23 protein-coding genes are annotated in these 21,422 nt (G+C 40.9%); 21 read left to right on the forward strand and 2 right to left on the reverse strand.

All coding sequences use genetic code 11. The features are described from left to right. Positions 1–44 precede the first annotated feature (44 nt). Entirely contained in the window at positions 45–176 is a 132-nt protein-coding gene (locus tag WD019_RS03350) for a YqzM family protein (protein ID WP_026676367.1), read from the reverse strand. 343 nt (positions 177–519) lie between these two features. Here WD019_RS03350 and holA point away from each other — a divergent pair, with 343 nt between their 5' ends. Continuing rightward, complete coding sequence (holA, locus tag WD019_RS03355) at positions 520–1,557, forward strand: DNA polymerase III subunit delta (protein WP_026676366.1); 1,038 nt, start codon at positions 520–522, stop codon at positions 1,555–1,557. Between the two features lie 59 nt (positions 1,558–1,616). Here holA and rpsT read toward each other — a convergent pair whose 3' ends face one another. Then, entirely contained in the window at positions 1,617–1,883 is a 267-nt protein-coding gene (gene rpsT, locus WD019_RS03360) for a 30S ribosomal protein S20 (RefSeq protein WP_026676365.1), read from the reverse strand. A gap of 155 nt (positions 1,884–2,038) precedes the next feature. Between rpsT and gpr the strand changes: the two genes are divergently transcribed. The 20 genes from gpr to WD019_RS03460 all read left to right on the forward strand — a co-directional run bounded on the left by gpr (position 2,039) and on the right by WD019_RS03460 (position 21,409). Next, a complete protein-coding gene (gpr, locus tag WD019_RS03365; protein WP_026676364.1) occupies positions 2,039–3,151 on the forward strand; it encodes a GPR endopeptidase in 1,113 nt (370 codons plus the stop codon). Between the two features lie 112 nt (positions 3,152–3,263). Next, positions 3,264–3,614 (forward strand): DUF3679 domain-containing protein, encoded by a 351-nt coding sequence (locus WD019_RS03370; protein ID WP_051291240.1) that lies wholly within the window; start codon positions 3,264–3,266, stop codon positions 3,612–3,614. Positions 3,615–3,796: 182 nt separating this feature from the next. Then, a complete protein-coding gene (lepA, locus tag WD019_RS03375; RefSeq protein ID WP_425710669.1) occupies positions 3,797–5,623 on the forward strand; it encodes a translation elongation factor 4 in 1,827 nt (608 codons plus the stop codon). Between the two features lie 71 nt (positions 5,624–5,694). After that, positions 5,695–6,837 carry a radical SAM family heme chaperone HemW gene (gene hemW / locus WD019_RS03380; protein ID WP_425710670.1) on the forward strand — a complete coding sequence of 381 codons (1,143 nt, stop codon included), beginning with the start codon at positions 5,695–5,697 and terminating at the stop codon, positions 6,835–6,837. A 109-nt stretch (positions 6,838–6,946) separates the two neighbouring features. After that, positions 6,947–7,972 (forward strand): heat-inducible transcriptional repressor HrcA, encoded by a 1,026-nt coding sequence (gene hrcA / locus WD019_RS03385; protein ID WP_026676361.1) that lies wholly within the window; start codon positions 6,947–6,949, stop codon positions 7,970–7,972. Positions 7,973–8,031: 59 nt separating this feature from the next. Then, a complete protein-coding gene (grpE, locus tag WD019_RS03390) occupies positions 8,032–8,625 on the forward strand; it encodes a nucleotide exchange factor GrpE (RefSeq protein ID WP_081412564.1) in 594 nt (197 codons plus the stop codon). 48 nt (positions 8,626–8,673) lie between these two features. Next, complete coding sequence (gene dnaK / locus WD019_RS03395) at positions 8,674–10,509, forward strand: molecular chaperone DnaK (protein ID WP_026676359.1); 1,836 nt, start codon at positions 8,674–8,676, stop codon at positions 10,507–10,509. A gap of 174 nt (positions 10,510–10,683) precedes the next feature. Continuing rightward, complete coding sequence (gene dnaJ, locus WD019_RS03400; protein WP_425710671.1) at positions 10,684–11,793, forward strand: molecular chaperone DnaJ; 1,110 nt, start codon at positions 10,684–10,686, stop codon at positions 11,791–11,793. A gap of 26 nt (positions 11,794–11,819) precedes the next feature. Then, positions 11,820–12,770: a 50S ribosomal protein L11 methyltransferase gene (prmA, locus tag WD019_RS03405; RefSeq protein ID WP_425710672.1), complete on the forward strand. Its 951-nt coding sequence runs from the start codon at positions 11,820–11,822 to the stop codon at positions 12,768–12,770. 12 nt (positions 12,771–12,782) lie between these two features. Next, entirely contained in the window at positions 12,783–13,535 is a 753-nt protein-coding gene (locus WD019_RS03410; RefSeq protein WP_026676356.1) for a 16S rRNA (uracil(1498)-N(3))-methyltransferase, read from the forward strand. A 5-nt stretch (positions 13,536–13,540) separates the two neighbouring features. Beyond that, entirely contained in the window at positions 13,541–14,893 is a 1,353-nt protein-coding gene (gene mtaB / locus WD019_RS03415; protein ID WP_026676355.1) for a tRNA (N(6)-L-threonylcarbamoyladenosine(37)-C(2))-methylthiotransferase MtaB, read from the forward strand. Between the two features lie 95 nt (positions 14,894–14,988). Then, positions 14,989–15,663 (forward strand): deoxyribose-phosphate aldolase, encoded by a 675-nt coding sequence (gene deoC, locus WD019_RS03420; protein WP_425710673.1) that lies wholly within the window; start codon positions 14,989–14,991, stop codon positions 15,661–15,663. A gap of 142 nt (positions 15,664–15,805) precedes the next feature. Beyond that, positions 15,806–15,979, forward strand: a complete 174-nt coding sequence (gene rpsU / locus WD019_RS03425; RefSeq protein ID WP_026676353.1) for a 30S ribosomal protein S21 — start codon at positions 15,806–15,808, stop codon at positions 15,977–15,979. Between the two features lie 17 nt (positions 15,980–15,996). Then, on the forward strand, positions 15,997–16,440 hold the full coding sequence (locus WD019_RS03430; RefSeq protein WP_026676352.1) for a GatB/YqeY domain-containing protein: 444 nt from the start codon (positions 15,997–15,999) through the stop codon (positions 16,438–16,440). A 143-nt stretch (positions 16,441–16,583) separates the two neighbouring features. Next, on the forward strand, positions 16,584–17,339 hold the full coding sequence (locus WD019_RS03435; RefSeq protein ID WP_425710674.1) for an NfeD family protein: 756 nt from the start codon (positions 16,584–16,586) through the stop codon (positions 17,337–17,339). Between the two features lie 3 nt (positions 17,340–17,342). After that, positions 17,343–18,344 carry a flotillin-like protein FloA gene (floA, locus tag WD019_RS03440; protein ID WP_026676351.1) on the forward strand — a complete coding sequence of 334 codons (1,002 nt, stop codon included), beginning with the start codon at positions 17,343–17,345 and terminating at the stop codon, positions 18,342–18,344. Positions 18,345–18,349: 5 nt separating this feature from the next. Continuing rightward, positions 18,350–18,814, forward strand: a complete 465-nt coding sequence (locus WD019_RS03445) for a hypothetical protein (protein ID WP_425710675.1) — start codon at positions 18,350–18,352, stop codon at positions 18,812–18,814. A 105-nt stretch (positions 18,815–18,919) separates the two neighbouring features. After that, the gene (gene yqfC, locus WD019_RS03450) at positions 18,920–19,234 is read left to right on the forward strand and encodes a sporulation protein YqfC (protein WP_026676349.1); all 315 of its coding nucleotides are present in this window, start codon (positions 18,920–18,922) and stop codon (positions 19,232–19,234) included. Between the two features lie 14 nt (positions 19,235–19,248). Further along, positions 19,249–20,445 carry a sporulation protein YqfD gene (gene yqfD / locus WD019_RS03455; RefSeq protein WP_425710676.1) on the forward strand — a complete coding sequence of 399 codons (1,197 nt, stop codon included), beginning with the start codon at positions 19,249–19,251 and terminating at the stop codon, positions 20,443–20,445. Between the two features lies 1 nt (position 20,446). Further along, positions 20,447–21,409, forward strand: coding sequence for a PhoH family protein (locus tag WD019_RS03460; protein ID WP_026676347.1), 963 nt, complete (start codon positions 20,447–20,449; stop codon positions 21,407–21,409). The last annotated feature ends 13 nt before the right edge of the window (positions 21,410–21,422 follow it).

The raw sequence follows: 21,422 nt of genomic DNA on the forward strand, positions 1-21,422 counted from the left end.
GGGATCCGAACCTATTGGGATCCCTTTTATGTATGAACTTAGTATTAACTTAAAGCTTTCATAAGTACACCAATTGCAAAAATGATCGTAAAGAAAAGAAAGGAAAACGTAAATCCATTGCCGGCATCAATTAAATCATTCCGTTTACATTGAACGTCTTTTTCAAATTCATTCATTTTTCAGACCCCTCCTATTTCGATTTTAGTATAAGCTATTTTTTCATAAAAATCCATAAACAAAAATGGAAAATTAGAAGATCCGATATCTGGTCTCCGGCTTTAGATGCAAAGTTTCGGCTTTTTAAATTTGTTCTTCCTTTTTTGCTAAGAGTTGTCACCAATAGATTGAATTTGCATAGGATATCCTAACATATAAGAAGCTATAATTCGCTAACGGTCGGGAGTCCCGGGGTCTTGGCGGTTAGCGTTTATTATAAATGAAGGGATGGCGAAAGCCATTCCTTCTTTTATCTTGAAATAATGTGGCAGAACGACTACGATTAATGTAGAGGTGAAGACATTGTCACTGTCCAATATAGTAAAAAAATTAAAACAACAGAAAGTTGCCCCATTTTATCTTATTACCGGAACGGAAGGATACATTATCGATGAGGCGCTATCGTCTATAGAGAAGGCCGTTTTAAATGATGAAGAAAAAGATTTTAATTTATCTGTTTACGACTATCAGGAGACGCCAATCCAGGTGGCGGTTGAAGATGCGGAAACACTTCCTTTTATGGGCGAAAGGCGCATTGTCATTTTAAAAAATGCAATTTTTTTAACAGGCGCAAAAGAAAAAAGCAAAGTGGAACATGATTTGACATCATTTGAACAGTACGTCAATCATCCTGTTGATTATACGATATTCATCATTGTTGCACCTTACGAAAAACTAGATGAACGAAAGAAAATAGTCAAATTATTAAAAGCAAGGTCTGAAATGATTAATGCTTCATCCGTTGGTCATGATGCGGCTAGCGATTGGGCAAAAAATCGAGCGGCGGAACAAAATGTTCAAATGGAAAATGATGCCGCCCAATTCCTTATTTCAAAAATTGGCACGGAATTAAGTTTACTGGCGCAGGAAATTGACAAAATGGTATTGTATGTTGGTGAGAATGGGGTAATTTCCGTAGATACAGTTAATGAACTTGTAAGCAGAACGCTTGAAGAAGACATTTTTTCTCTCATTGACGACATTGTACATAAACGGATTGATCAAGCGTTACGTACGTTTTATGACCTTTTAATCCAGAATGAAGAGCCGATCAAAATATTATCGTTAATGGCAAGGCAATTCCGCATTATTTTCGGAGTTAAGGAACTTTCCCAGAGAGGCTATGGAGAAAAACAAATCGCGAGCATGTTAAAGTTGCATCCTTATGTGGTAAAGCTTGCGGGAGGGCAAGCTCGTTTATTCACTGAAAAAGAATTATTGTCGATTTTAGACCGGCTGGCAGAAGCAGATTACGAAATGAAGACGGGAAAAATGGATAAAGTGCTGCTATTAGAATTAATTATTATGGAAATGAATCATGTAAAAAGCAACGGAGCATAACGTCCGTTGCTTTTTTGCAATAAAAAAACGACCTTTAAATAGAGGTCGTTCTTTCATATTTAAGCAGTAATCCCGTTTAATGATTTTGCAAGACGAGATTTATGACGAGAAGCTGCATTTTTATGGATAAGTCCTTTAGTTGCCGCTTTGTCAAGCTTTTTAGTCGCAACAACAAATGCTTCTTTTGCACCTTCAACATCGTTGTTTGCAACTTTCACTTCGAAGTTTTTAATCGCTGTGCGCATTGCAGATTTAATAGATGCATTATGGGCACGACGCTTTTCGTTCGTTTTTACGCGTTTAATTGCAGATTTAATGTTAGCCAATCCATTCACCTCCCTATGCCATTTGCAACCGAGATTGCCAAAAAAATAGGACACACAGTATTCTATCAAAGTCGCCTTTTAATTGCAATACAAGAATGAAAAGGTTCGTACACGGAAAGAATATTAACAGTTTGGAAAGGGCGGTGTTTTTCGGAATGAATAAAGAGTTAAACCTGGATAAATATGCTGTGCGAACTGATCTTGCCATCGAAGCGCGGGAAATGTTGATTGACGAACAAAAGCTTGAAGAAAAAGAAAGTGCGATCCAGGGAATTATTATTAAAGAACGTGACGAGGAAGGCATTAAATTTACACGGGTTGAAATTGATGAAAAAGGGGCGGAGGCAACGGGTAAAAAAGCGGGGACGTATTTAACCTTTGAAGTGCAGGGTATTCGTGAAAAAGATTCCGCCTTGCAGGAAAAAGTGCAAGAAGTATTTGCTCACGTTTTTCATTCGTTTTTGAAAGAGTTAGGAATTACCGAAGAGCAAACATGTCTCGTTGTCGGTCTTGGAAACTGGGCAGTGACACCGGATTCGCTTGGTCCTCATGTTGTTGAAAACCTTTTAATAACAAAGCATTTATTCGATTTAGCCCCGGAAAATGTCCAGGAAGGGTTCCGGCCCGTTTGTGCGATTGCTCCGGGAGTTATGGGAACGACGGGTATTGAAACGAGCGACATCATTGATGGTGTAATAAAAAAAGTAAATCCTGATTTCGTTATTGCCATTGATGCTCTTGCCTCCCGTTCCATTGAGCGTGTCAACACAACGATCCAAATTTCTGATACCGGCATTCACCCGGGTTCCGGAGTCGGGAATAAACGAAAAGAACTAAGTAAGGAAACACTCGGAATTCCAGTCATTGCAATTGGGATTCCAACTGTAGTGGATGCCGTCACAATAGCGAGTGACACTATTGATTTTATTTTAAAACATTTTGGTCGTGAAATGAAAGAAATCGATAAACCATCAAAAAAGCTGACACCTTCGGGAATGACATTCGGAGAGAAGAGAAAGCTGACAGAAGAAGATTTACCGCCTGAGGAAGAGCGGAAATCGTATTTAGGTATTATTGGGACGTTAGATGATGAAGAGAAGAGAATGTTCATTCGTGAAGTGTTAAGTCCGCTCGGGCATAATTTGATCGTCACTCCGAAAGAAGTAGATATTTTTATTGAAGATATGGCCAATGTCATTGCCGGAGGATTAAATACGTCGCTGCATGGACAGGTAAATCAAGGAAACAGTTCATTATATACACATTAAGCGGCCTTTTTAAAAAAACACCTCAGCGTTTTTCTTAAGTCATAATTGGACAAGCGTTGCATAAGGTAAGAGTAATACTGTTGTACAACCCAATAAAGTGAGGGTAGTCGCGATGATTAAATTTATGATGATTTGCTTTATGCTGACATCCATACTGTTATTTGGTGTCCTATTAGGTATGCAAAAAGCGAATGAGGGAATAAAGCATTTAAAAGGAAGCACAAGCGAAATGGACGCTTTGACGATCGAAAAAAAAGACGGAAAAATGGAAGCGGAAGTGCTAGGGAAAAATATTTCAAGCCACGAACTGGAAGAAAAACAAAAAAAACTTGAAAAACTGCATTCATATAATTTTTTCTCGAGCATTGGCGAAAAAATTTCAAATGCGGTTAGTGCACTCGTTAAAGGCGTTGTTTCATTGATTGTTACTCTATTCGAATTCGCCTTTGACTCGGTATTATAAGGTCATTTCCCGGACAAGGGGAATGACTTTTTTATGATTGAATAAGAACGGGGGTATTGCTATAATCAATGCCAGTAGTACTTTGCTTAAATGTGGTTGTTTAAAAAGTCCGGGAATATAAAGCATTATGATCTCGAAGGAGCTAACTTTTTAAACACGCACTAATTGTAGGAGTGAATCGAATGAATCGAGAAGAAAAATTAGCCCGGCAATCGCGTATTCGGAATTTTTCCATTATCGCACACATTGACCATGGGAAATCCACGCTTGCAGACCGGATTCTTGAACAAACAAGCGCGTTATCACAGCGGGAAATGAAAGAACAGCTTTTAGATTCGATGGATCTTGAGCGTGAGCGCGGAATAACGATTAAATTAAATGCTGTTCAATTAAATTATAAAGCGAAAGACGGGGAAACTTATATTTTTCATTTAATCGACACCCCGGGACATGTTGATTTTACGTACGAAGTGTCGCGAAGCCTTGCCGCTTGTGAAGGAGCACTGCTTGTTGTAGATGCGGCCCAGGGTATCGAGGCACAAACGCTTGCCAATGTCTACCTGGCTTTAGAAAATGACCTTGAAATCGTACCGGTCATTAATAAAATAGATCTTCCAAGTGCTGAGCCGGAACGTGTTCGCCAGGAAATTGAAGACGTGATCGGTCTTGATGCATCAGATGCGGTTTTAGCTTCTGCGAAAGCGGGAATCGGGATTGAAGAAATTTTAGAGCAAATTGTTGAAAAAGTGCCAGCGCCAACAGGCGACCCGGACGGCCCGCTGAAGGCCCTTATTTTTGATTCTCTTTATGATCCTTATCGCGGGGTAGTAACGTATATTCGGATAGCAGAAGGGACCGTCCGTGTAGGAGACAAAATCAGGATGATGGCAACTGGCAAAGAATTTGAAGTAGTGGAACTCGGCGTTTTCACGCCAAAAGCAGTACAGAAAGATTTCTTGACCGTTGGGGATGTTGGATTTTTAACAGCATCAATCAAAAACGTAAGCGACACTCAGGTCGGGGACACGATTACAAGCTCGAAAAACCCGGCAACAGAACCGCTTCCTGGCTATCGCAAAATGAATCCGATGGTTTATTGCGGTCTATACCCAGTCGATACGGCAAAATATAATGACTTGAGGGAAGCTCTTGAACGTCTTGTCTTAAATGATTCTGCCCTGCAATATGAATCGGAAACATCGCAGGCGCTCGGCTTTGGATTCCGTTGTGGATTTTTAGGGCTTCTTCACATGGAAATTATTCAAGAACGGATCGAACGGGAATTTAATATTGAATTGATTGCGACCGCACCAAGCGTAATTTATAAGGTAAATTTGACCAGCGGGGAAGATATTATTGTAGACAACCCTGCCAATATGCCGGAATCACAGCTTATCCAGCGCGTGGAAGAACCTTATGTCAAGGCATCTATTATGACACCAAATGATTACGTTGGAACGATCATGGAAATATGCCAGAAAAAGCGCGGAAACTTTTTAACGATGGATTATTTGGAAAACAATCGCGTCAATGTTATTTACGAAATTCCGCTATCAGAAATCGTTTATGATTTTTTTGACCAATTGAAGTCTAATACAAAAGGATATGCTTCATTAGATTATGAACTTATCGGGTATAAGCCTTCGAAGCTTGTTAAAATGGATATTTTGCTAAATGGAGAAAAGATTGATGCACTCTCGGTGATTGTTCACAAAGATTTTGCTTACGAGAGAGGGAAAGTAGTCGTTGAAAAATTAAAAGAGCTTATACCGCGTCAGCAATTTGAAGTGCCTGTTCAAGCGGCAATCGGGAATAAGATTATTGCCCGGTCTACCATTAAAGCGCTCAGGAAAAATGTCCTTGCCAAATGCTACGGTGGAGATATTTCGCGTAAACGCAAGTTGCTTGAAAAGCAAAAGGAAGGTAAGAAGCGGATGAAAACGATTGGCCGTGTCGATGTCCCTCAGGAAGCGTTTATGGCCGTTTTACGCATGGACGATGATAATTGAATAATCGAATGAAAAAGACCGCGATTGCTTAGCGGTCTTTTATAAATCATAGCAGGAAAAGAGGGAGAACAATGCCAGAAGCGGTTTATCTCCATATTCCGTTTTGTGTGAATATTTGTCATTATTGTGATTTTAATAAAGTTTTTTTACAAGGTCAGCCGGTTGCTCGGTATTTAGAATTCATGGAAATGGAAATGAAGAATACGGTAAAAAAGTACCCTTATGACTTTATTGAGACCATTTTTGTCGGCGGAGGCACACCTACTGCGTTGGATGAGAAACAATTAGAATACTTTTTGCAATCGGTTAAAAACCACTTTATAACATCTAAATTAGCGGAATTTACAGTAGAAGCAAATCCGGAGCAAACGACGAAAAAGAAACTTGAAATCATGAAAAAATACGGCGTCAATCGATTAAGTATAGGGGTGCAGGCGTTCCAAACATCATTGTTGAAAGAACTTGGAAGAACGCACCAGCAAGAAGATGTATTTGCGACGATTAAAAATGCGAAGGAAACCGGGATTGAAAACATTTCGCTTGATATAATGTTCGGGTTGCCGAATCAAACGGTTGATATGTTAAATGAAACGCTGGACATAGCATTTTCACTTCAGATCCCTCATTTTTCTGCGTATTCATTGCAAATAGAAAAGAAAACAGTCTTTTATAACCGGTTCAGAAATGGAAATTTGCCGCTTCCAACCGAAGAACAAGAAGCCGAAATGTACAAACTGTTAATTCATAAAATGCAGCAAAATGGGTATCATCAATATGAAATCAGCAATTTTGCCCGTCCAGGTTATGAAAGCAAGCATAATCTCCAATACTGGAATAATAACGAGTATTATGGGATCGGTGCTGGTGCCCATAGCTATGTTGAAGGCGAGCGCAAAGTCAATGCAGGTCCGCTGAAAAAATATATGGCATTAATTGAGGAAACTGGATTTCCTTATATAGAGAGCCATAAAGTGAGCTTTCAAGAAAAAATGGAAGAGGAGTTGTTTATGGGCCTGAGAAAAATAGCAGGCGTGTCTGACTCAACATTTAAAAGAAGATATGGAAAATCGATGTTTGAAATCTTTAAGCAGCCCATCCATTCTTTAATGCAAAGAGGCTTGCTTAAAAAAGAAGGCGACACAATTGCGTTGACAAAAAAAGGAGTATTTCTCGGGAATGAAGTATTTCAGGAATTTATAACGTTGGAATCGTGAGAGGAATTTTCATCATGCCTAAATCATTGACAATTTGATTTCAGGTTGGTAACTTTATAATAGATTTAGCACTCAGAGTTAAAGAGTGCTAACAAAGGGAGGTGGAGGGATGTTATCAGAAAGACAATTGTATATTCTTCAAGTATTAATTGATGACTATATTCAACACGTTGAGCCCATTGGTTCAAGAACAATTTCTAAACGCGATGATATTCCTTATAGTCCGGCCACGATTCGAAATGAATTGGCTGATTTAGAGGAGATGGGATTTCTTGAGAAACCCCATACTTCTTCAGGAAGAATTCCGTCAGAAAAAGGGTATCGGTTTTATGTCGACCATCTGCTTCCTCCACCGGCTTTATCACCAGTTGATGTGCAAAAGATGCGGTTACTATTTAATAAAAAAGTGGAAGATACGGAAAAAATCTTTGAACAATCAGCCAAAATATTATCGGAAATGACGAATTATACGTCGATTATTCTCGGCCCGGAAGCGCTCGAAACAACGTTGAAACATATGCAAATTATTCCATTAACGACGCATTCTGCGGTCGCGATATTTGTCACGAGCACCGGACATGTGGAAAACCGGCAATTCACTTTGCCTGAAGGAATCGAACTAAATGAAATTGAAAAACTCGTCAATATTTTGAATGAGCGGTTAAGCGGGGTTCCGCTTTCAGAGTTAAGCTCAAAAATCCATCACGAATTAGCTGTGGTGTTTAAAAACCATTTGACGAATTATGAGAAAATCGGAAAAGTTCTTGACGGCATTATGAAATGGGGCAAAAAGGATAAAATTTTTTATGGCGGAAAAACAAAAATTTTATCACAGCCCGAATTTCGCGATGTTGATAAAGTAAAGAGCCTCCTGGAAGCATTAGAAGAAAAGACGATCGTTGAACGATTAATTTCTTCTGATACTGACGGAGTCATTGTTACGATCGGTCATGAGAATAAGATTGAAGCGATACAAAATTGCAGCATTATAAAAGCATCTTATTCAGTCGGCGGAAATCATGTCGGTTCGATTTCGTTAATTGGTCCCACACGAATGGAATATAAACGTGTCATCAGTTTAATTGATACGCTTGCTAACGAATTCTCCAAAGCATTTAGCGATCAGTATAACTAAATTCGGGGTGAATATTACATTCGCCTCGGCTATTCATTCCTTTTAGGGAGGTGACAACAATGGAAAAGAAAGAATTGGATGAACAGTTAGTGTCTGAGGAAACGACCCAAACCGATAACGTTGAATCGGAACAAGAAATAGAGGTGTCGGAAGAAGTTGAATCAGCTGTCCAGGAAGAAAAGGAAGAAGAACTTTCTGAAGAACAGCAGAAAATTAATCAGCTAGAGCAGCAGCTTGAGGAAACGACTCAGCGGATGCTTCGTATTCAAGCAGACTATGAAAACTTCCGTAGACGAACACGGGAAGAAAATGCGAAACAGCTCAAATATAAATCGCAAAGCTTAATTGAACAAATTTTGCCTGCTTTAGATAACTTCGAAAGAGCGCTGAACGTAGATGCCGGTCAAGATCAAACTAAAACGCTCCTGCAGGGAATGGAAATGGTATATAGGCAGCTTAAAGAGGCGCTTAAAAGTGAAGGCCTTGAAGAAATTCAAGCAGTGGGAGCAGCATTTGACCCGAACCTTCATCAGGCTGTTATGCAGGTCGAAAGTAATGAACATGAAGCTAACACGGTAGTGGAAGAGCTTCAAAAAGGTTATATGCTAAAGGATCGCGTGATACGGCCGTCGATGGTAAAAGTAAGCAGTTAAAAGGCAATTGAAGAACAGCACTACATATTGACTTGGAGGGAAAAAGGCATGTCTAGAATTATTGGTATAGATTTAGGTACAACAAACTCATGTGTAGCTGTAATGGAAGGCGGTGAAGCTGTTGTTATCCCGAACCCTGAAGGGAACCGGACAACACCTTCCGTCGTAGCATTCAAAGATGGGGATCGTACTGTAGGTGAAGTTGCAAAACGTCAGGCGGTAACGAACCCGAATACAATCATTTCCATTAAACGTCACATGGGAACAAACTATAAAGTAAATGTAGATGGAAAAGAATACACACCTCAAGAAATTTCCGCCATCATTTTGCAAAAGTTAAAATCCGATGCGGAAAGCTATCTTGGTGAAAAAGTAGATCGTGCCGTTATTACGGTTCCTGCATATTTCAATGATGCTCAGCGTCAAGCGACTAAAGATGCGGGTACGATTGCCGGATTGAAAGTAGAACGCATCGTGAACGAACCGACTGCTGCTGCCCTTGCATATGGACTTGAAAAAGGCGAAGATCAAACAATTCTAGTATTTGACCTTGGGGGCGGAACATTTGACGTTTCTATCCTTGAACTTGGCGACGGCTTCTTTGAAGTAAAAGCAACTTCGGGGGACAACCAACTTGGCGGCGATGATTTTGACCAGGTGATTATTGATTATTTAGTGGATCAATTTAAAAAAGAAAATGGCATTGATTTATCGCAAGATAAAATGGCGTTGCAACGACTTAAGGATGCTGCGGAAAAAGCGAAAAAAGACCTTTCCGGCGTTTCTCAGACGCAAATTTCATTACCGTTCATCACGGCGGATGCAACCGGGCCGAAGCATCTTGAGTTAACGCTTTCCCGCGCAAAATTTGAAGAATTATCTTCTCATTTAGTTGAGCGTACGATGGGACCGACTCGTCAGGCGTTAAATGATGCTGGTTTATCGCCAAGTGACATCGACAAAGTCATCTTAGTCGGCGGTTCTACCCGTATTCCTGCTGTTCAAGAAGCGATCAAGAAATTTATAGGTAAGGAACCTCATAAAGGTGTAAACCCTGATGAAGTTGTGGCACTTGGAGCAGCCATCCAGGGCGGAGTGCTCGCAGGTGATGTGAAGGACGTTGTCTTGCTTGATGTTACCCCGCTTTCACTTGGGATTGAAACAATGGGTGGTGTATTCACTAAATTAATTGAAAGAAATACAACCATTCCAACATCGAAATCACAAATTTTCTCCACAGCCGCTGACAACCAAACATCGGTTGATATCCATGTACTTCAAGGGGAACGTGAAATGGCTGCGGATAATAAAACGCTTGGACGCTTCCAATTATCCGATATTCCGCCAGCACCTCGCGGGGTTCCGCAAATTGAAGTTTCCTTTGATATTGACGCAAACGGCATTGTTAATGTTCGCGCAAAAGATCTTGGAACGAATAAAGAACAATCGATTACGATTAAATCTTCTTCAGGACTTTCAGAAGAAGAAATTGAACGTATGGTGAAAGACGCTGAATTAAACGCAGAAGCGGATAAAAAGCGCCGTGAAGAAGTGGATCTCCGCAACGAATCGGATCAATTGATTTTCGCAACGGAGAAAACGTTAAAAGAACTTGAAGGAAAAGTTGACGATGCGGAAGTCAAAAAAGCGAACGATGCGAAAGAAGAGTTGAAAAAAGCGCTTGAAGGAAAAGATATCGAAGATATTAAAAATAAGAAAAATGCATTAAATGAAATTGTGCAACAACTTTCCGTTAAGCTTTATGAACAAGCCGCCCAGGCAGCCGGTGCCGCGCAGCAAAACGGAGCGGAAGAAGGAAAAAAAGCCGGCGACAATGTTGTAGATGCTGAATATGAAGAAGTAGACGATAACGATAAAAAATAAGTTTTCTTTTAAAAAAGAAAGTCAAAGTCAGGCGGTTTCTTGGCTTTGACTTTTTTAATGATTATCACTTATGTTTTACAAATAATGACATGTTACGAATCGTTGTCGCATCTTGCATCGTGATAAGTGAAAATGATATGATAATTTTTATGTGAATAGTCGGGAGTGGAATGGATGAGTAAACGAGATTACTATGAAGTGCTCGGTTTAACGAAAGGTGCCTCCGCAGACGAGATAAAAAAAGCATACCGGAAATTAGCTCGGCAATACCACCCGGATGTTAATAAAGAACCGGATGCGGAAGCAAAATTTAAAGAAGTGAAAGAAGCGTATGAAACGTTAAGCGATCCTCAGAAAAAGGCGCATTATGACCAGTTTGGCCATACGGATCCAAATCAAGGATTTGGTGCGGGTGCCGGGGATTTTGGCGGTTTCGGCGATATTTTCGACATGTTTTTTGGCGGAGGAGGTAGACGAAATCCGAATGCGCCAAGACAGGGAGCAGATCTTCAGTACTCCATGAGGCTAGAATTTGAAGAAGCTGTTTTTGGCAAAGAGACGGAAATCAGCATTCCGAAAGAGGAAGATTGTGATACATGTCATGGAACGGGAGCCAGGCCGGGAACGAAACCGGAAACGTGCAGCCATTGCGGTGGATCGGGACAATTAAACGTGGAACAAAATACGCCGTTTGGCCGAATTGTAAATCGCCGTGTTTGTCATTATTGCAGTGGAAAAGGAAAAATCATTAAAGAGAAATGTATGACTTGCCATGGCACTGGAAAAGTGAAAAAGACGAAAAAGATTAGCATTAAAATTCCAGCTGGCGTCGATACTGGCCAACAAATTCGAATGGCAGGGCACGGAGAGCCGGGTGTGAACGGAGGTCCTCCTGGAGATTTATATGTCGTCTTCAAAGTTGCTCCGCACGAATTTTTTGAACGAGACGGGGATGACATATACTGTGAAATGCCGTTAACGTTTGCGCAGGCGGCGCTTGGAGATGAGATTGAAGTTCCAACATTATATGGAAAGATTAAATTGAAAATTCCTGCCGGGACGCAAACTGGAACAAATTTCCGTTTAAAAGGAAAAGGAATTAAAAACGTTCACGGACGAGGTCAGGGAGATCAGCATATTCAAGTGAAAGTCATCACACCGACAAGATTAACCGAGAAACAAAAACAATTATTGCGTGACTTTGCGGATATAAGCGGTTCGGTTCCGGATGAACAGACGGAATCCTTCTTTGATAAAGTAAAAAGAGCATTTAAGGGCGAATAACGAAATTAGGAGTGGAGTTGATAGATATGAAATGGTCTGAAATTAGTATTCATACGACACAAGAAGCGGTTGAGCCGGTATCTAACATATTGCATGAAGCGGGTGCAAGCGGAGTCGTTATTGAAGACCCACAGGACCTCGTTAAAGACAGAGAATCTGTTTTTGGGGAAATCTATCAACTCGACCCTAATGATTATCCTGAAGAAGGGGTCATCGTTAAAGCTTATTTGCCGGTAACAAGCTTTTTAGGGGAAACAGTTGAGGAAATTAAAGCATCTATCAATAATTTAGTGCTTTATGACATTGATCTTGGATTTAACAAAGTAACAATTAGCGAAGTGAATGAAGAAGAGTGGGCAACTGCCTGGAAGAAATATTATAAACCTGTCAAGATTTCCGAAAAGATTACGATTACCCCTACGTGGGAAGATTATACACCTGTCAGCTCGGATGAAGTGATTATTGAACTTGATCCGGGAATGGCTTTTGGAACAGGGACACATCCCACGACGGTCATGTGCCTTCAGGCCATTGAAAAGTATATTAAAAATGGAGATACGGTCATTGATGTTGGCACGGGGTCTGGAGTATTAAGTATCGCTGCCGCAAACTTGGGCGCAAGCAACGTAAAGGCATATGACCTGGACGAAGTTGCCGTCAATAGCGCCAGGTTAAATGTGAAATTAAATAAGGCACAAGACCGCGTTGAAGTCGGGCAAAACAATTTATTGAACAATATTGACGGACCCGTAGACATGATTGTCGGGAATTTGCTGGCTGAAATCATTCTTCGCTTTGTTCAAGATGCGGCAAGGGTGCTTAAAAAAGGCGGATTATTTATTACATCTGGAATCATACAGGGGAAAAAGCATGAAGTGAGAGAAGAACTTATAAATAGTGGCTTTTCAATTGTAGAAACGCTGGAGATGGAAGATTGGGTAGCGTTTATTGCAAGAAATGAAAAGCGATCGATTTAGGCGGTGGGGGTTTTGCAGCGTTATTTCGTTAAACCTGAACAAAAGAGTGACACTTTCGTCACGATTGCCGGCGATGATGCAAACCATATTGAAAAAGTAATGCGAATGTCAATTGGTGATAAAATCATATGCAGTGACGGTAAGTCGCCGGCAGTACTGTGCGAGATTGCAAACATAAACCGGGAAGTTGTCAATGCCCGGATACTTTCGGAGATTGAGCAAATATCGGAACTTCCTATTTCCGTCACTATCGCTCAAGGGTTGCCAAAAGGGGACAAGCTCGACTTCATCGTTCAAAAAGGAACGGAACTCGGAGCCAGTAGCTTTTTGCCATTTTCATCAACAAGGTGTATTGTAAAATGGGATGAAAAAAAAGGTGAGAAAAAGACGGCAAGGCTGCAAAAGATAGCGAAAGAAGCAGCCGAACAATCTCATCGCAGCTTCATTCCTGACGTGCTCTTGCCAGTTTCATTTCAACAATTGCTGAAGGACGCACAAAGGTATGATATAAAAATCGTTGCTTATGAAGAAGAGGCAAAAACAGGTGAGACTAGACAGCTTCATAAAACATTAAATGCCGCAAAAAAGGGGCAATCACTACTTTGTGTGATTGGACCTGAAGGGGGGCTGACCGACAATGAAGTGCAGGCACTTCGCGAGAGCGGCTTTATTGCATGCGGATTAGGCCCCCGCATTTTACGGACAGAAACAGCAAGTTTATATTTATTATCAGCATTATCTTATCATTTTGAACTAATGGGGTGATCATTATGCCACTCGTTGCTTTTCATACACTTGGCTGTAAAGTCAATCATTATGAGACGGAAGCTATTTGGCAGCTGTTTCAAAATGCAGGCTATGAACGAACGGACTTTGAAAATATGGCAGACGTCTATGTTATCAACACTTGTACAGTAACCAATACAGGGGATAAAAAAAGCCGCCAGGTCATTCGTCGTGCGATCCGAAAAAATCCGGATGCCGTTATTTGTGTAACGGGTTGTTATGCCCAGACTTCACCAGCGGAAGTTATGGCCATTCCCGGAGTAGATATTGTTGTTGGAACACAGGACCGCTCCAAAATGTTAGCCTATATTGAGCAATTTAAACAGGAGCGTCTGCCGATTAATGGGGTAAGCAATATTATGAAAGCCCGCGTTTATGAAGAACTTGATGTGCCTCAGTTTACTGACCGCACACGGGCATCGCTAAAAATCCAGGAAGGCTGCAACAATTTCTGCACATTTTGCATTATACCGTGGGCAAGGGGACTCTTGCGCTCCCGCCAGCCGGAGGAAGTTATTAAGCAGGCGCAGCAATTAGTAGATGCCGGGTATAAAGAAATTGTTCTTACAGGCATTCATACGGCCGGTTATGGCGAAGATATGAAAGATTATAGCTTCGCTAAACTTTTATCCGATCTTGATGAAAAAGTCGCAGGCCTTAAACGACTCCGCATTTCTTCCATTGAAGCAAGCCAGATTACGGAAGAAGTGATCGAGGTGATGAATCGATCTGAAAAAATCGTTCCGCATCTTCACATCCCGCTTCAATCCGGCTCGAATACAGTTCTTGAGCGTATGCGCCGCAAATATACGATGGAAATGTTTGCAGAACGTTTAAACCGGTTAAAAGAAGCATTGCCCGGGCTTGCCGTTACTTCTGACGTGATTGTCGGATTCCCGGGAGAAACGGAAGAAGAATTTATGGAGACATATAATTTTATACGTGATCATAAATTTTCCGAGCTTCACGTCTTCCCGTATTCGAAACGAACGGGAACTCCGGCCGCGCGTATGGAAAACCAGGTGCCGGAAGACGTTAAGAATGAGCGCGTGCACCGTTTAATCGCTCTATCTGATCAATTGGCGAAAGAATATGCTTCACATTATGAAAATGAAGTTGTCGAAGTCATTCCGGAAGAAGAATATAAAGATGAGCCAAATACTGGATTGTATGTCGGCTATACGCCAAATTATTTAAAAGTCAAATTCCCGGCAACAGAGGATATGATCGGGAAAATTGTAAAGGTAAAAATTACGAAAGCAGGGTACCCTTATAATGAGGGACAATTTGTAAAAGTAGTCGATGAGGATTATTTGAAGCAAGCTGCTAATGCATAAAAAGTCCGGGTTTACCGGACTTTTTTTTGTATCTGTCTTTTGATACAATACTTGTGAGAGGTCTGACAACTAATTGAATGAAAAGGATGGGAACTATGTCGAATTTAAATATCGCCCGAATGATCGATCATACTGCACTTAAACCAGAAACAACAAAGGAGCAAATTATAACGCTTTGCCAGGAGGCAGCAGAACATCACTTTTTTTCAGTATGTGTTAATCCAACATGGGTTAAAACAGCTTCTGAGCAATTAAAAGGGACGGGCGTAGCTGTTTGTACTGTAATCGGATTTCCGCTCGGCGCAACGACTCCTGAAGTGAAAGCGTTTGAAACGAAAAATGCGATTGAGAACGGTGCAACTGAGGTTGATATGGTTATTAATATCGGCGCTTTGAAGGACAAAAATTATGATCTCGTTGAAGAAGATATTCGTGCGGTAGTTGAAGCCGCAAAAGGGAAAGCATTAACAAAAGCAATCATTGAAACCTCTCTTTTAACCGATGATGAAAAGGTTAAAGCGTGTGAAATTGCTGCAGGCGCAGGGATCGACTTTGTCAAAACGTCAACAGGCTTTTCTTTAGGAGGAGCAACAGTCAAAGATATTCGATTAATGCGAAAAACAGTCGGTCCTGACATCGGTGTGAAAGCTTCTGGCGGAATACGTAATCGTGAAACTACATTGGCCATGATTGAAGCCGGGGCAACGAGAATCGGTGCAAGCGCCGGAGTTTCGATTGTCAAAGGAGAAGAGTCCGATTCTAGCTATTAATGAATTCGTACGTCCTAATATTCCCTCGAAGTCTTCCAAATTAAGTTGACCACAAACAGTTGTTATATTATAATTGCAAAAGATATGTGACGCATTCTTAACATGATTTATTGTTAAGGTGGTCTGGAGGGAGGGAAAGAGAATGGCAGAAACCCGTGTTCGCAAGAACGAATCCATTGATGATGCTCTTCGTCGTTTCAAAAGATCCGTTTCCAAAGAGGGAACGTTGGCTGAAATTAAAAAGCGCAAGCATTACGAAAAGCCAAGCGTGAAGCGTAAGAAAAAGGCTGAGGCAGCAAGAAAGCGCAAGTTCTAAGAGAGGGTGTAGGTTTTATGAGTCTTCTTGAACAACTCAATCAAGATATGAAACAAGCGATGAAGGACAAAAATAAGCAAAAACTATCCGTGATTCGAATGTTGAAGGCTTCTCTTCAAAACGAATCCATTAAATTGGGACATGAATTGAATCCGGAAGAAGAGCTCACTGTCCTTACACGCGAAATGAAACAAAGAAAAGACTCCCTCCATGAATTTGAGAAAGCCGGCCGGGATGATCTCGCTGCCGGTGCAAAGCAAGAAATTGCTGTATTAACAGAATATATGCCTGAGCAGTTATCGGAAGACGAACTGAAAGACATTATTTCTGCAACGATTCAAGAAGTTGGAGCTACTGCGCGTAGCGATATGGGGAAAGTCATGGGTGCTTTAATGCCTAAAGTAAAAGGCAAGGCAGACGGCGCCGAAGTCAATCGCCTCGTCCAACAATATTTATCTTAAATGTGAACAACGCCTTGAAGGGCTTAGCCCATCAAGGCGTTTTTAATTTGTTCAGGAAACGAAGTAATATGATTCCAACAAAAAATGAAACTGTTTAACATTTCTTTCGTAATATATAATGAATTGGAAAGGAGGGAAAATAAATGAAAAAGTGGAGAGGGCTCATTCTTTTATGTTTCTTCGTTTGTCTTTTGTTTGTGTACATAGGTATATCGGAAATGACAGACGGTGGCTTTGTCCATTTCAATAACGAGATCGCCGGATTTGTCACTCATCCGATCGTTGTTACGGTTTTATTATCGTTAGGCTGTCTTGGTCTCGTTCTTGAATTGTTTACGTCCGGTTTTGGCATTCCAGGGTTTATCGGCCTATCATCACTATTTTTATTTTTTTTCGGACACGCTCTAAAAGGGCTTGCCGGGTGGGAATCGTTCATTTTTTTCGGAGTCGGTTTAATATTGCTTGCTCTAGAAGTGTTTCTGCCCGGGGGAATGGTAGGGATGATTGGCCTTATTTCTGTAATCACAGGACTTGTCATGGCGGCTGGATCGCTCACGACCATCCTCATTGCATTATTCATTGCCCTTTGTGTGACGGCAATAGGTTCTTATTTATTTTATAAAACTTTCGGATACAATGGCCCTCTTAAAAAAATGGTATTGTATGATAGAACAACAAATGAAAAGGGTTATGTTTCAAATGAAAGCCGGATTGAACTCATCGGGAAATGCGGTGTTGCCATAACGGACTTAAGACCGGCTGGCACGATAACGATGGGCCAGGAACGCCTGGATGTGGTGACAGAAGGAAGCTATATTCGAAAAGGGATTGTCGTTGAAATTATTAAAGTGGAAGGTTCTCGGATTGTTGTCCGTGAACAAAAAGAAGAGGAGGAATAAAAAATGGAACCGGGTTCAATTGCAACACTATTAATAATCGGACTGATCATTATCGCATTAATTATTCTTTTTACTTTTGTGCCTGTAATGCTCTGGATCTCTGCATTAGCAGCAGGCGTACGTGTCGGAATCTTTACATTAGTCGGGATGAGACTTCGCCGTGTCATTCCATCACGTGTTATTAATCCATTAATTAAAGCGGTGAAAGCGGGGCTTGATTTAAGTACGAACCAGCTTGAGAGCCATTATCTCGCAGGAGGGAATGTCGATCGCGTGGTTAATGCGTTAATTGCCGCACATCGCGCAAATATTGAACTTTCTTTTGAGAGGGCGGCTGCAATCGACTTAGCTGGCCGGAATGTTTTAGAAGCCGTTCAAATGAGCGTAAATCCAAAAGTCATTGAAACTCCGTTTATTGCCGGTGTAGCGATTAATGGAATTGAAGTAAAGGCAAAAGCAAGAATTACAGTACGGGCAAATATTGACCGACTTGTTGGAGGTGCGGGCGAAGAAACCGTCATTGCCCGTGTCGGTGAAGGAATTGTAAGCACGATTGGCAGCTCAGATAGCCATAAAACCGTATTGGAAAATCCAGATACCATTTCTCAAACAGTACTTGCAAAAGGACTTGATTCCGGAACGGCGTTTGAAATTTTATCAATCGACATCGCCGATATTGATATTGGAAAAAATATTGGGGCTGAATTGCAAACCGATCAGGCATTAGCGGATAAAAACATTGCACAAGCAAAAGCGGAAGAGCGAAGGGCGATGGCTGTTGCGACAGAACAAGAAATGAAAGCGAAAGTACAGGAGATGAGGGCAAAGGTGGTGGAAGCAGAAGCAGAAGTGCCGTTAGCTTATGCAGAAGCGCTTCGTTCCGGGAAGTTGGGTGTAATGGATTATATGAATTTAAAAAATATTATGGCTGATACAACAATGAGAGATGCCATCAGCAAATCCACCGATCCAAAAAATACGGATGATACACCTGGAAGGAAATAAAGCACATGAATATCGATCAATGGATGGAAAGAGTGTTTGACCTTTTGGATCATTTTATTCCTTTCATCATCGTTATCCTTGCCGGTATTTTCAGTTTTATAAAAAAATGGTTTCAAGATAGCACGGCAAATGAACGCAGCAAGACAGGCACTTTGCGGGAGAAAAGAAAGAAAAGCCCAACACGTCATCCGAACTATAAAATAAAACAAAAAACAAAAACGATTGACCACCATGCCCATATCCATGATGAAGTAAGCATGATTACAAATGCAGATCATGACCCTCATCGCGCTTCATTGAAAAAGGAAGCATTAGAAGCAACGGGAATAGGCGAGATGAGGGAACGCTATACCGATCGAAGTGAAGAAATTCTTGTTCCATCGATTCAAATTGATCCGAAAAACGTCCGTGAAGCAATCATCTGGGCAGAAATAGTAGGGAAGCCAAAAGCATATCAAAAAAATAAGTAAACGAAAAAATCGAAATGGGAAATAAGATCCATTTCGATTTTTTCGTTTGTAAAGTGATAGTTTAACTCAACCATTCATAAAAATGAGATGAGAGGGGGTTCGCAAATGGTGAAATGGCGGCAACAAGTATCGAAATGGATGATGCAAAAATTAGAACTTCCTGCTGATATCGTGATGGATCTGCCTCGTATTACGATGATCGGCCAGCTCCATATTTATATTGAGAATCATAGAGGGGTAAAGGCATTCTCAAAAGAGGAGCTGCGGCTTAATTTAATCAATGGAGTATTAATCGTAAAAGGTAATGATTTTGTCATTAAAACGATCTTGCCTGAAGAAATACTGCTCGAAGGGAAGATCGATGGTGTTTATTATGAAGAATTAAACAACAAAGATCCTGCTCAAAAAAAGACGAAGTAATACAGGAGGCCAATATGAAAAAATTCCCGATTGAGCCGATCTATGGGTATGTGAAAATTGGAATCATTGGAGAACACGGGGAAAGCATTATCAATGAATGCGTCGCGCGGGACATTCCAATTTGGGAAATTGAGCGAAAAGATGATTATTCAATGACGGCTAATATTTTCGTACGGGATATAAAACAGGTGAAACAACTGCTTAAACAGAAAAAGTGCAAAATCCGTTTCCTTAAAAAAAGAGGGTCCCCATTTTTTCTTCTCCGCCTTTGGAGGAGAAATGGTTTTTTGCTTGGACTTGCAGGCTTTATTCTAATTATTTTCCTATTGTCAAACATGGTATGGAATATAAATGTAACTGGTGCAGATCCTAAAACAGAGTTCGAGTTACGAAAAGCTGCCGCTGAGCTAGGCATTAAAAAAGGGCAATTCATTTTTCTCTTGCCTAATAGCAGGCAAATTCAGCAAAAACTGACGGATAAAATGGATAATGTCACATGGATTGGTGTGACCCAAAAAGGGACGACCTATCAATTTCAAGTAGCGGAGAAAGAAATACCTGAGAAGGCAAAACGGCTCAAACCAAGAAATTTAATCGCGAAAAAGAAAGCAATCATTCATGATATTTTTGTGAAAAGAGGACAGCCTCTTGTTTCGCCAAACGATTATGTTCAAAAAGGACAAACATTAGTATCAGGATTTATCGGAAAAGAAGGGGAGGAAAAACTCGTTCCTGCTGAAGGGACTGTCCTTGGTGAGACGTGGCACGTCGTCCATGTAACGGTTCCGTTAGAAACTAATTTTAAGACGTATACAGGAGATAGCAAGAAAAGGCATTATGTTTCTATTTTCGGTTTGAAAGTTCCGGTCTGGGGACTTTCTAACGGGAATTTTAAACATAGCAAAACGGAAGAAAATAAAACTCCGTTTCGGTTTATTAAATGGGAGCTGCCGATCGCTTACGTCAAAAAAGATATTCGTGAGACCGATGGCGTGAAACGAATATATACGAAAAATGAAGCCATTTCAGTAGGAAAAACGATGGCGAAAAAGGAATTGCAAAAAAAATTGCCTAATGATGCAAAAATAATTGGGGAAAATATTTTGCAAGTCTCGGTTTCGAATGGTAAAGTTAATTTATCGATGCACTACCAGGTTATAGAAAATATTGCATCTGAACAACCTATAACATCCAGCAAGGAGAATGAATAGTTTGTCAGAACCAATTAAATTGCAATCATTACAACTAGAAAATCAAAATGAGGCACTTTCGTTATTCGGTCCAAATGATGCGCATTTGAAAATCATTGAAGACGTCCTTCATGTGACGATCGTCACGAGAGGAGAGGCTGTTTCGGTAACGGGAAATCCTGAATCGGTACAGGTAGTTGAAGAAGTGCTGGCTGCCCTTCTCGTTCTTGTGCGTCGCGGAATTCATCTTTCAGAACGTGATATTGTTTATGCGCTAAATTTAGCCGAAAGAAATATGCTCTCTGTCTTAACGGAATTGTATGAAGAAGAAATTGCAACAAATGTAAAAGGGAAACCGATCCGGATTAAAACGTTGGGTCAGCGTCATTATGTATCTTCGATGAAGAAATATGATCTCGTGTTTGGAATAGGGCCTGCAGGAACGGGAAAAACCTTCTTAGCCGTGGTTATGGCAGTTAGCGCATTGAAAGAAGGTAGTATAAAGCGAATTGTCTTAACACGCCCTGCCGTTGAAGCGGGGGAAAGCCTCGGCTTTTTGCCGGGAGACCTGAAAGAGAAGGTCGACCCTTATCTCAGACCTTTATATGACGCCCTTCACGACCTATTTGGCGTCGAACATACGGAGCGTTTAATCGAGCGAGGTACTATTGAAATTGCTCCGCTTGCCTATATGAGAGGGCGTACGTTAAACGATAGTTTCGTCATTTTGGACGAGGCGCAAAATACGACTCCAGAACAAATAAAAATGTTTGTCACTCGCTTAGGTTTCGGTTCCAAAATGGTGATTACCGGTGATTTAACGCAAATTGATTTGCCTAAAGGAAAAGAGTCCGGCTTAAAAGTTGCCGAGAGAACACTTCAATCCGTACAGGGCGTAGACTTTATTTATTTAAAAGAATTGGATGTTGTGCGCCATCCGCTTGTACAGCGTATTATTACGGCATATGATGAAAAGGAACGGTAAGAATGGACCTCAT

The sequence above is a fragment of the Fictibacillus sp. Mic-4 genome (assembly GCF_049843615.1).
GTDB classification, from domain to species: domain Bacteria; phylum Bacillota; class Bacilli; order Bacillales; family Fictibacillaceae; genus Fictibacillus_A; species Fictibacillus_A gelatini.

Excerpts from the sequence above, each read along its gene's own strand:
- WD019_RS03350 (WP_026676367.1), bottom strand. The coding sequence starts at position 176 with ATGAATGAATTTGAAAAAGACGTTCAATGTAAACGGAATGATTTAATT.
- gpr (WP_026676364.1), top strand. The coding sequence starts at position 2,039 with ATGAATAAAGAGTTAAACCTGGATAAATATGCTGTGCGAACTGATCTT.
- WD019_RS03370 (WP_051291240.1), top strand. The coding sequence starts at position 3,264 with ATGATTAAATTTATGATGATTTGCTTTATGCTGACATCCATACTGTTA.
- lepA (WP_425710669.1), top strand. The coding sequence starts at position 3,797 with ATGAATCGAGAAGAAAAATTAGCCCGGCAATCGCGTATTCGGAATTTT.
- hemW (WP_425710670.1), top strand. The coding sequence starts at position 5,695 with ATGCCAGAAGCGGTTTATCTCCATATTCCGTTTTGTGTGAATATTTGT.
- hrcA (WP_026676361.1), top strand. The coding sequence starts at position 6,947 with ATGTTATCAGAAAGACAATTGTATATTCTTCAAGTATTAATTGATGAC.
- grpE (WP_081412564.1), top strand. The coding sequence starts at position 8,032 with ATGGAAAAGAAAGAATTGGATGAACAGTTAGTGTCTGAGGAAACGACC.
- dnaK (WP_026676359.1), top strand. The coding sequence starts at position 8,674 with ATGTCTAGAATTATTGGTATAGATTTAGGTACAACAAACTCATGTGTA.
- dnaJ (WP_425710671.1), top strand. The coding sequence starts at position 10,684 with ATGAGTAAACGAGATTACTATGAAGTGCTCGGTTTAACGAAAGGTGCC.
- prmA (WP_425710672.1), top strand. The coding sequence starts at position 11,820 with ATGAAATGGTCTGAAATTAGTATTCATACGACACAAGAAGCGGTTGAG.
- mtaB (WP_026676355.1), top strand. The coding sequence starts at position 13,541 with ATGCCACTCGTTGCTTTTCATACACTTGGCTGTAAAGTCAATCATTAT.
- deoC (WP_425710673.1), top strand. The coding sequence starts at position 14,989 with ATGTCGAATTTAAATATCGCCCGAATGATCGATCATACTGCACTTAAA.
- rpsU (WP_026676353.1), top strand. The coding sequence starts at position 15,806 with ATGGCAGAAACCCGTGTTCGCAAGAACGAATCCATTGATGATGCTCTT.
- WD019_RS03430 (WP_026676352.1), top strand. The coding sequence starts at position 15,997 with ATGAGTCTTCTTGAACAACTCAATCAAGATATGAAACAAGCGATGAAG.
- WD019_RS03435 (WP_425710674.1), top strand. The coding sequence starts at position 16,584 with ATGAAAAAGTGGAGAGGGCTCATTCTTTTATGTTTCTTCGTTTGTCTT.
- floA (WP_026676351.1), top strand. The coding sequence starts at position 17,343 with ATGGAACCGGGTTCAATTGCAACACTATTAATAATCGGACTGATCATT.
- WD019_RS03445 (WP_425710675.1), top strand. The coding sequence starts at position 18,350 with ATGAATATCGATCAATGGATGGAAAGAGTGTTTGACCTTTTGGATCAT.
- yqfC (WP_026676349.1), top strand. The coding sequence starts at position 18,920 with ATGGTGAAATGGCGGCAACAAGTATCGAAATGGATGATGCAAAAATTA.
- yqfD (WP_425710676.1), top strand. The coding sequence starts at position 19,249 with ATGAAAAAATTCCCGATTGAGCCGATCTATGGGTATGTGAAAATTGGA.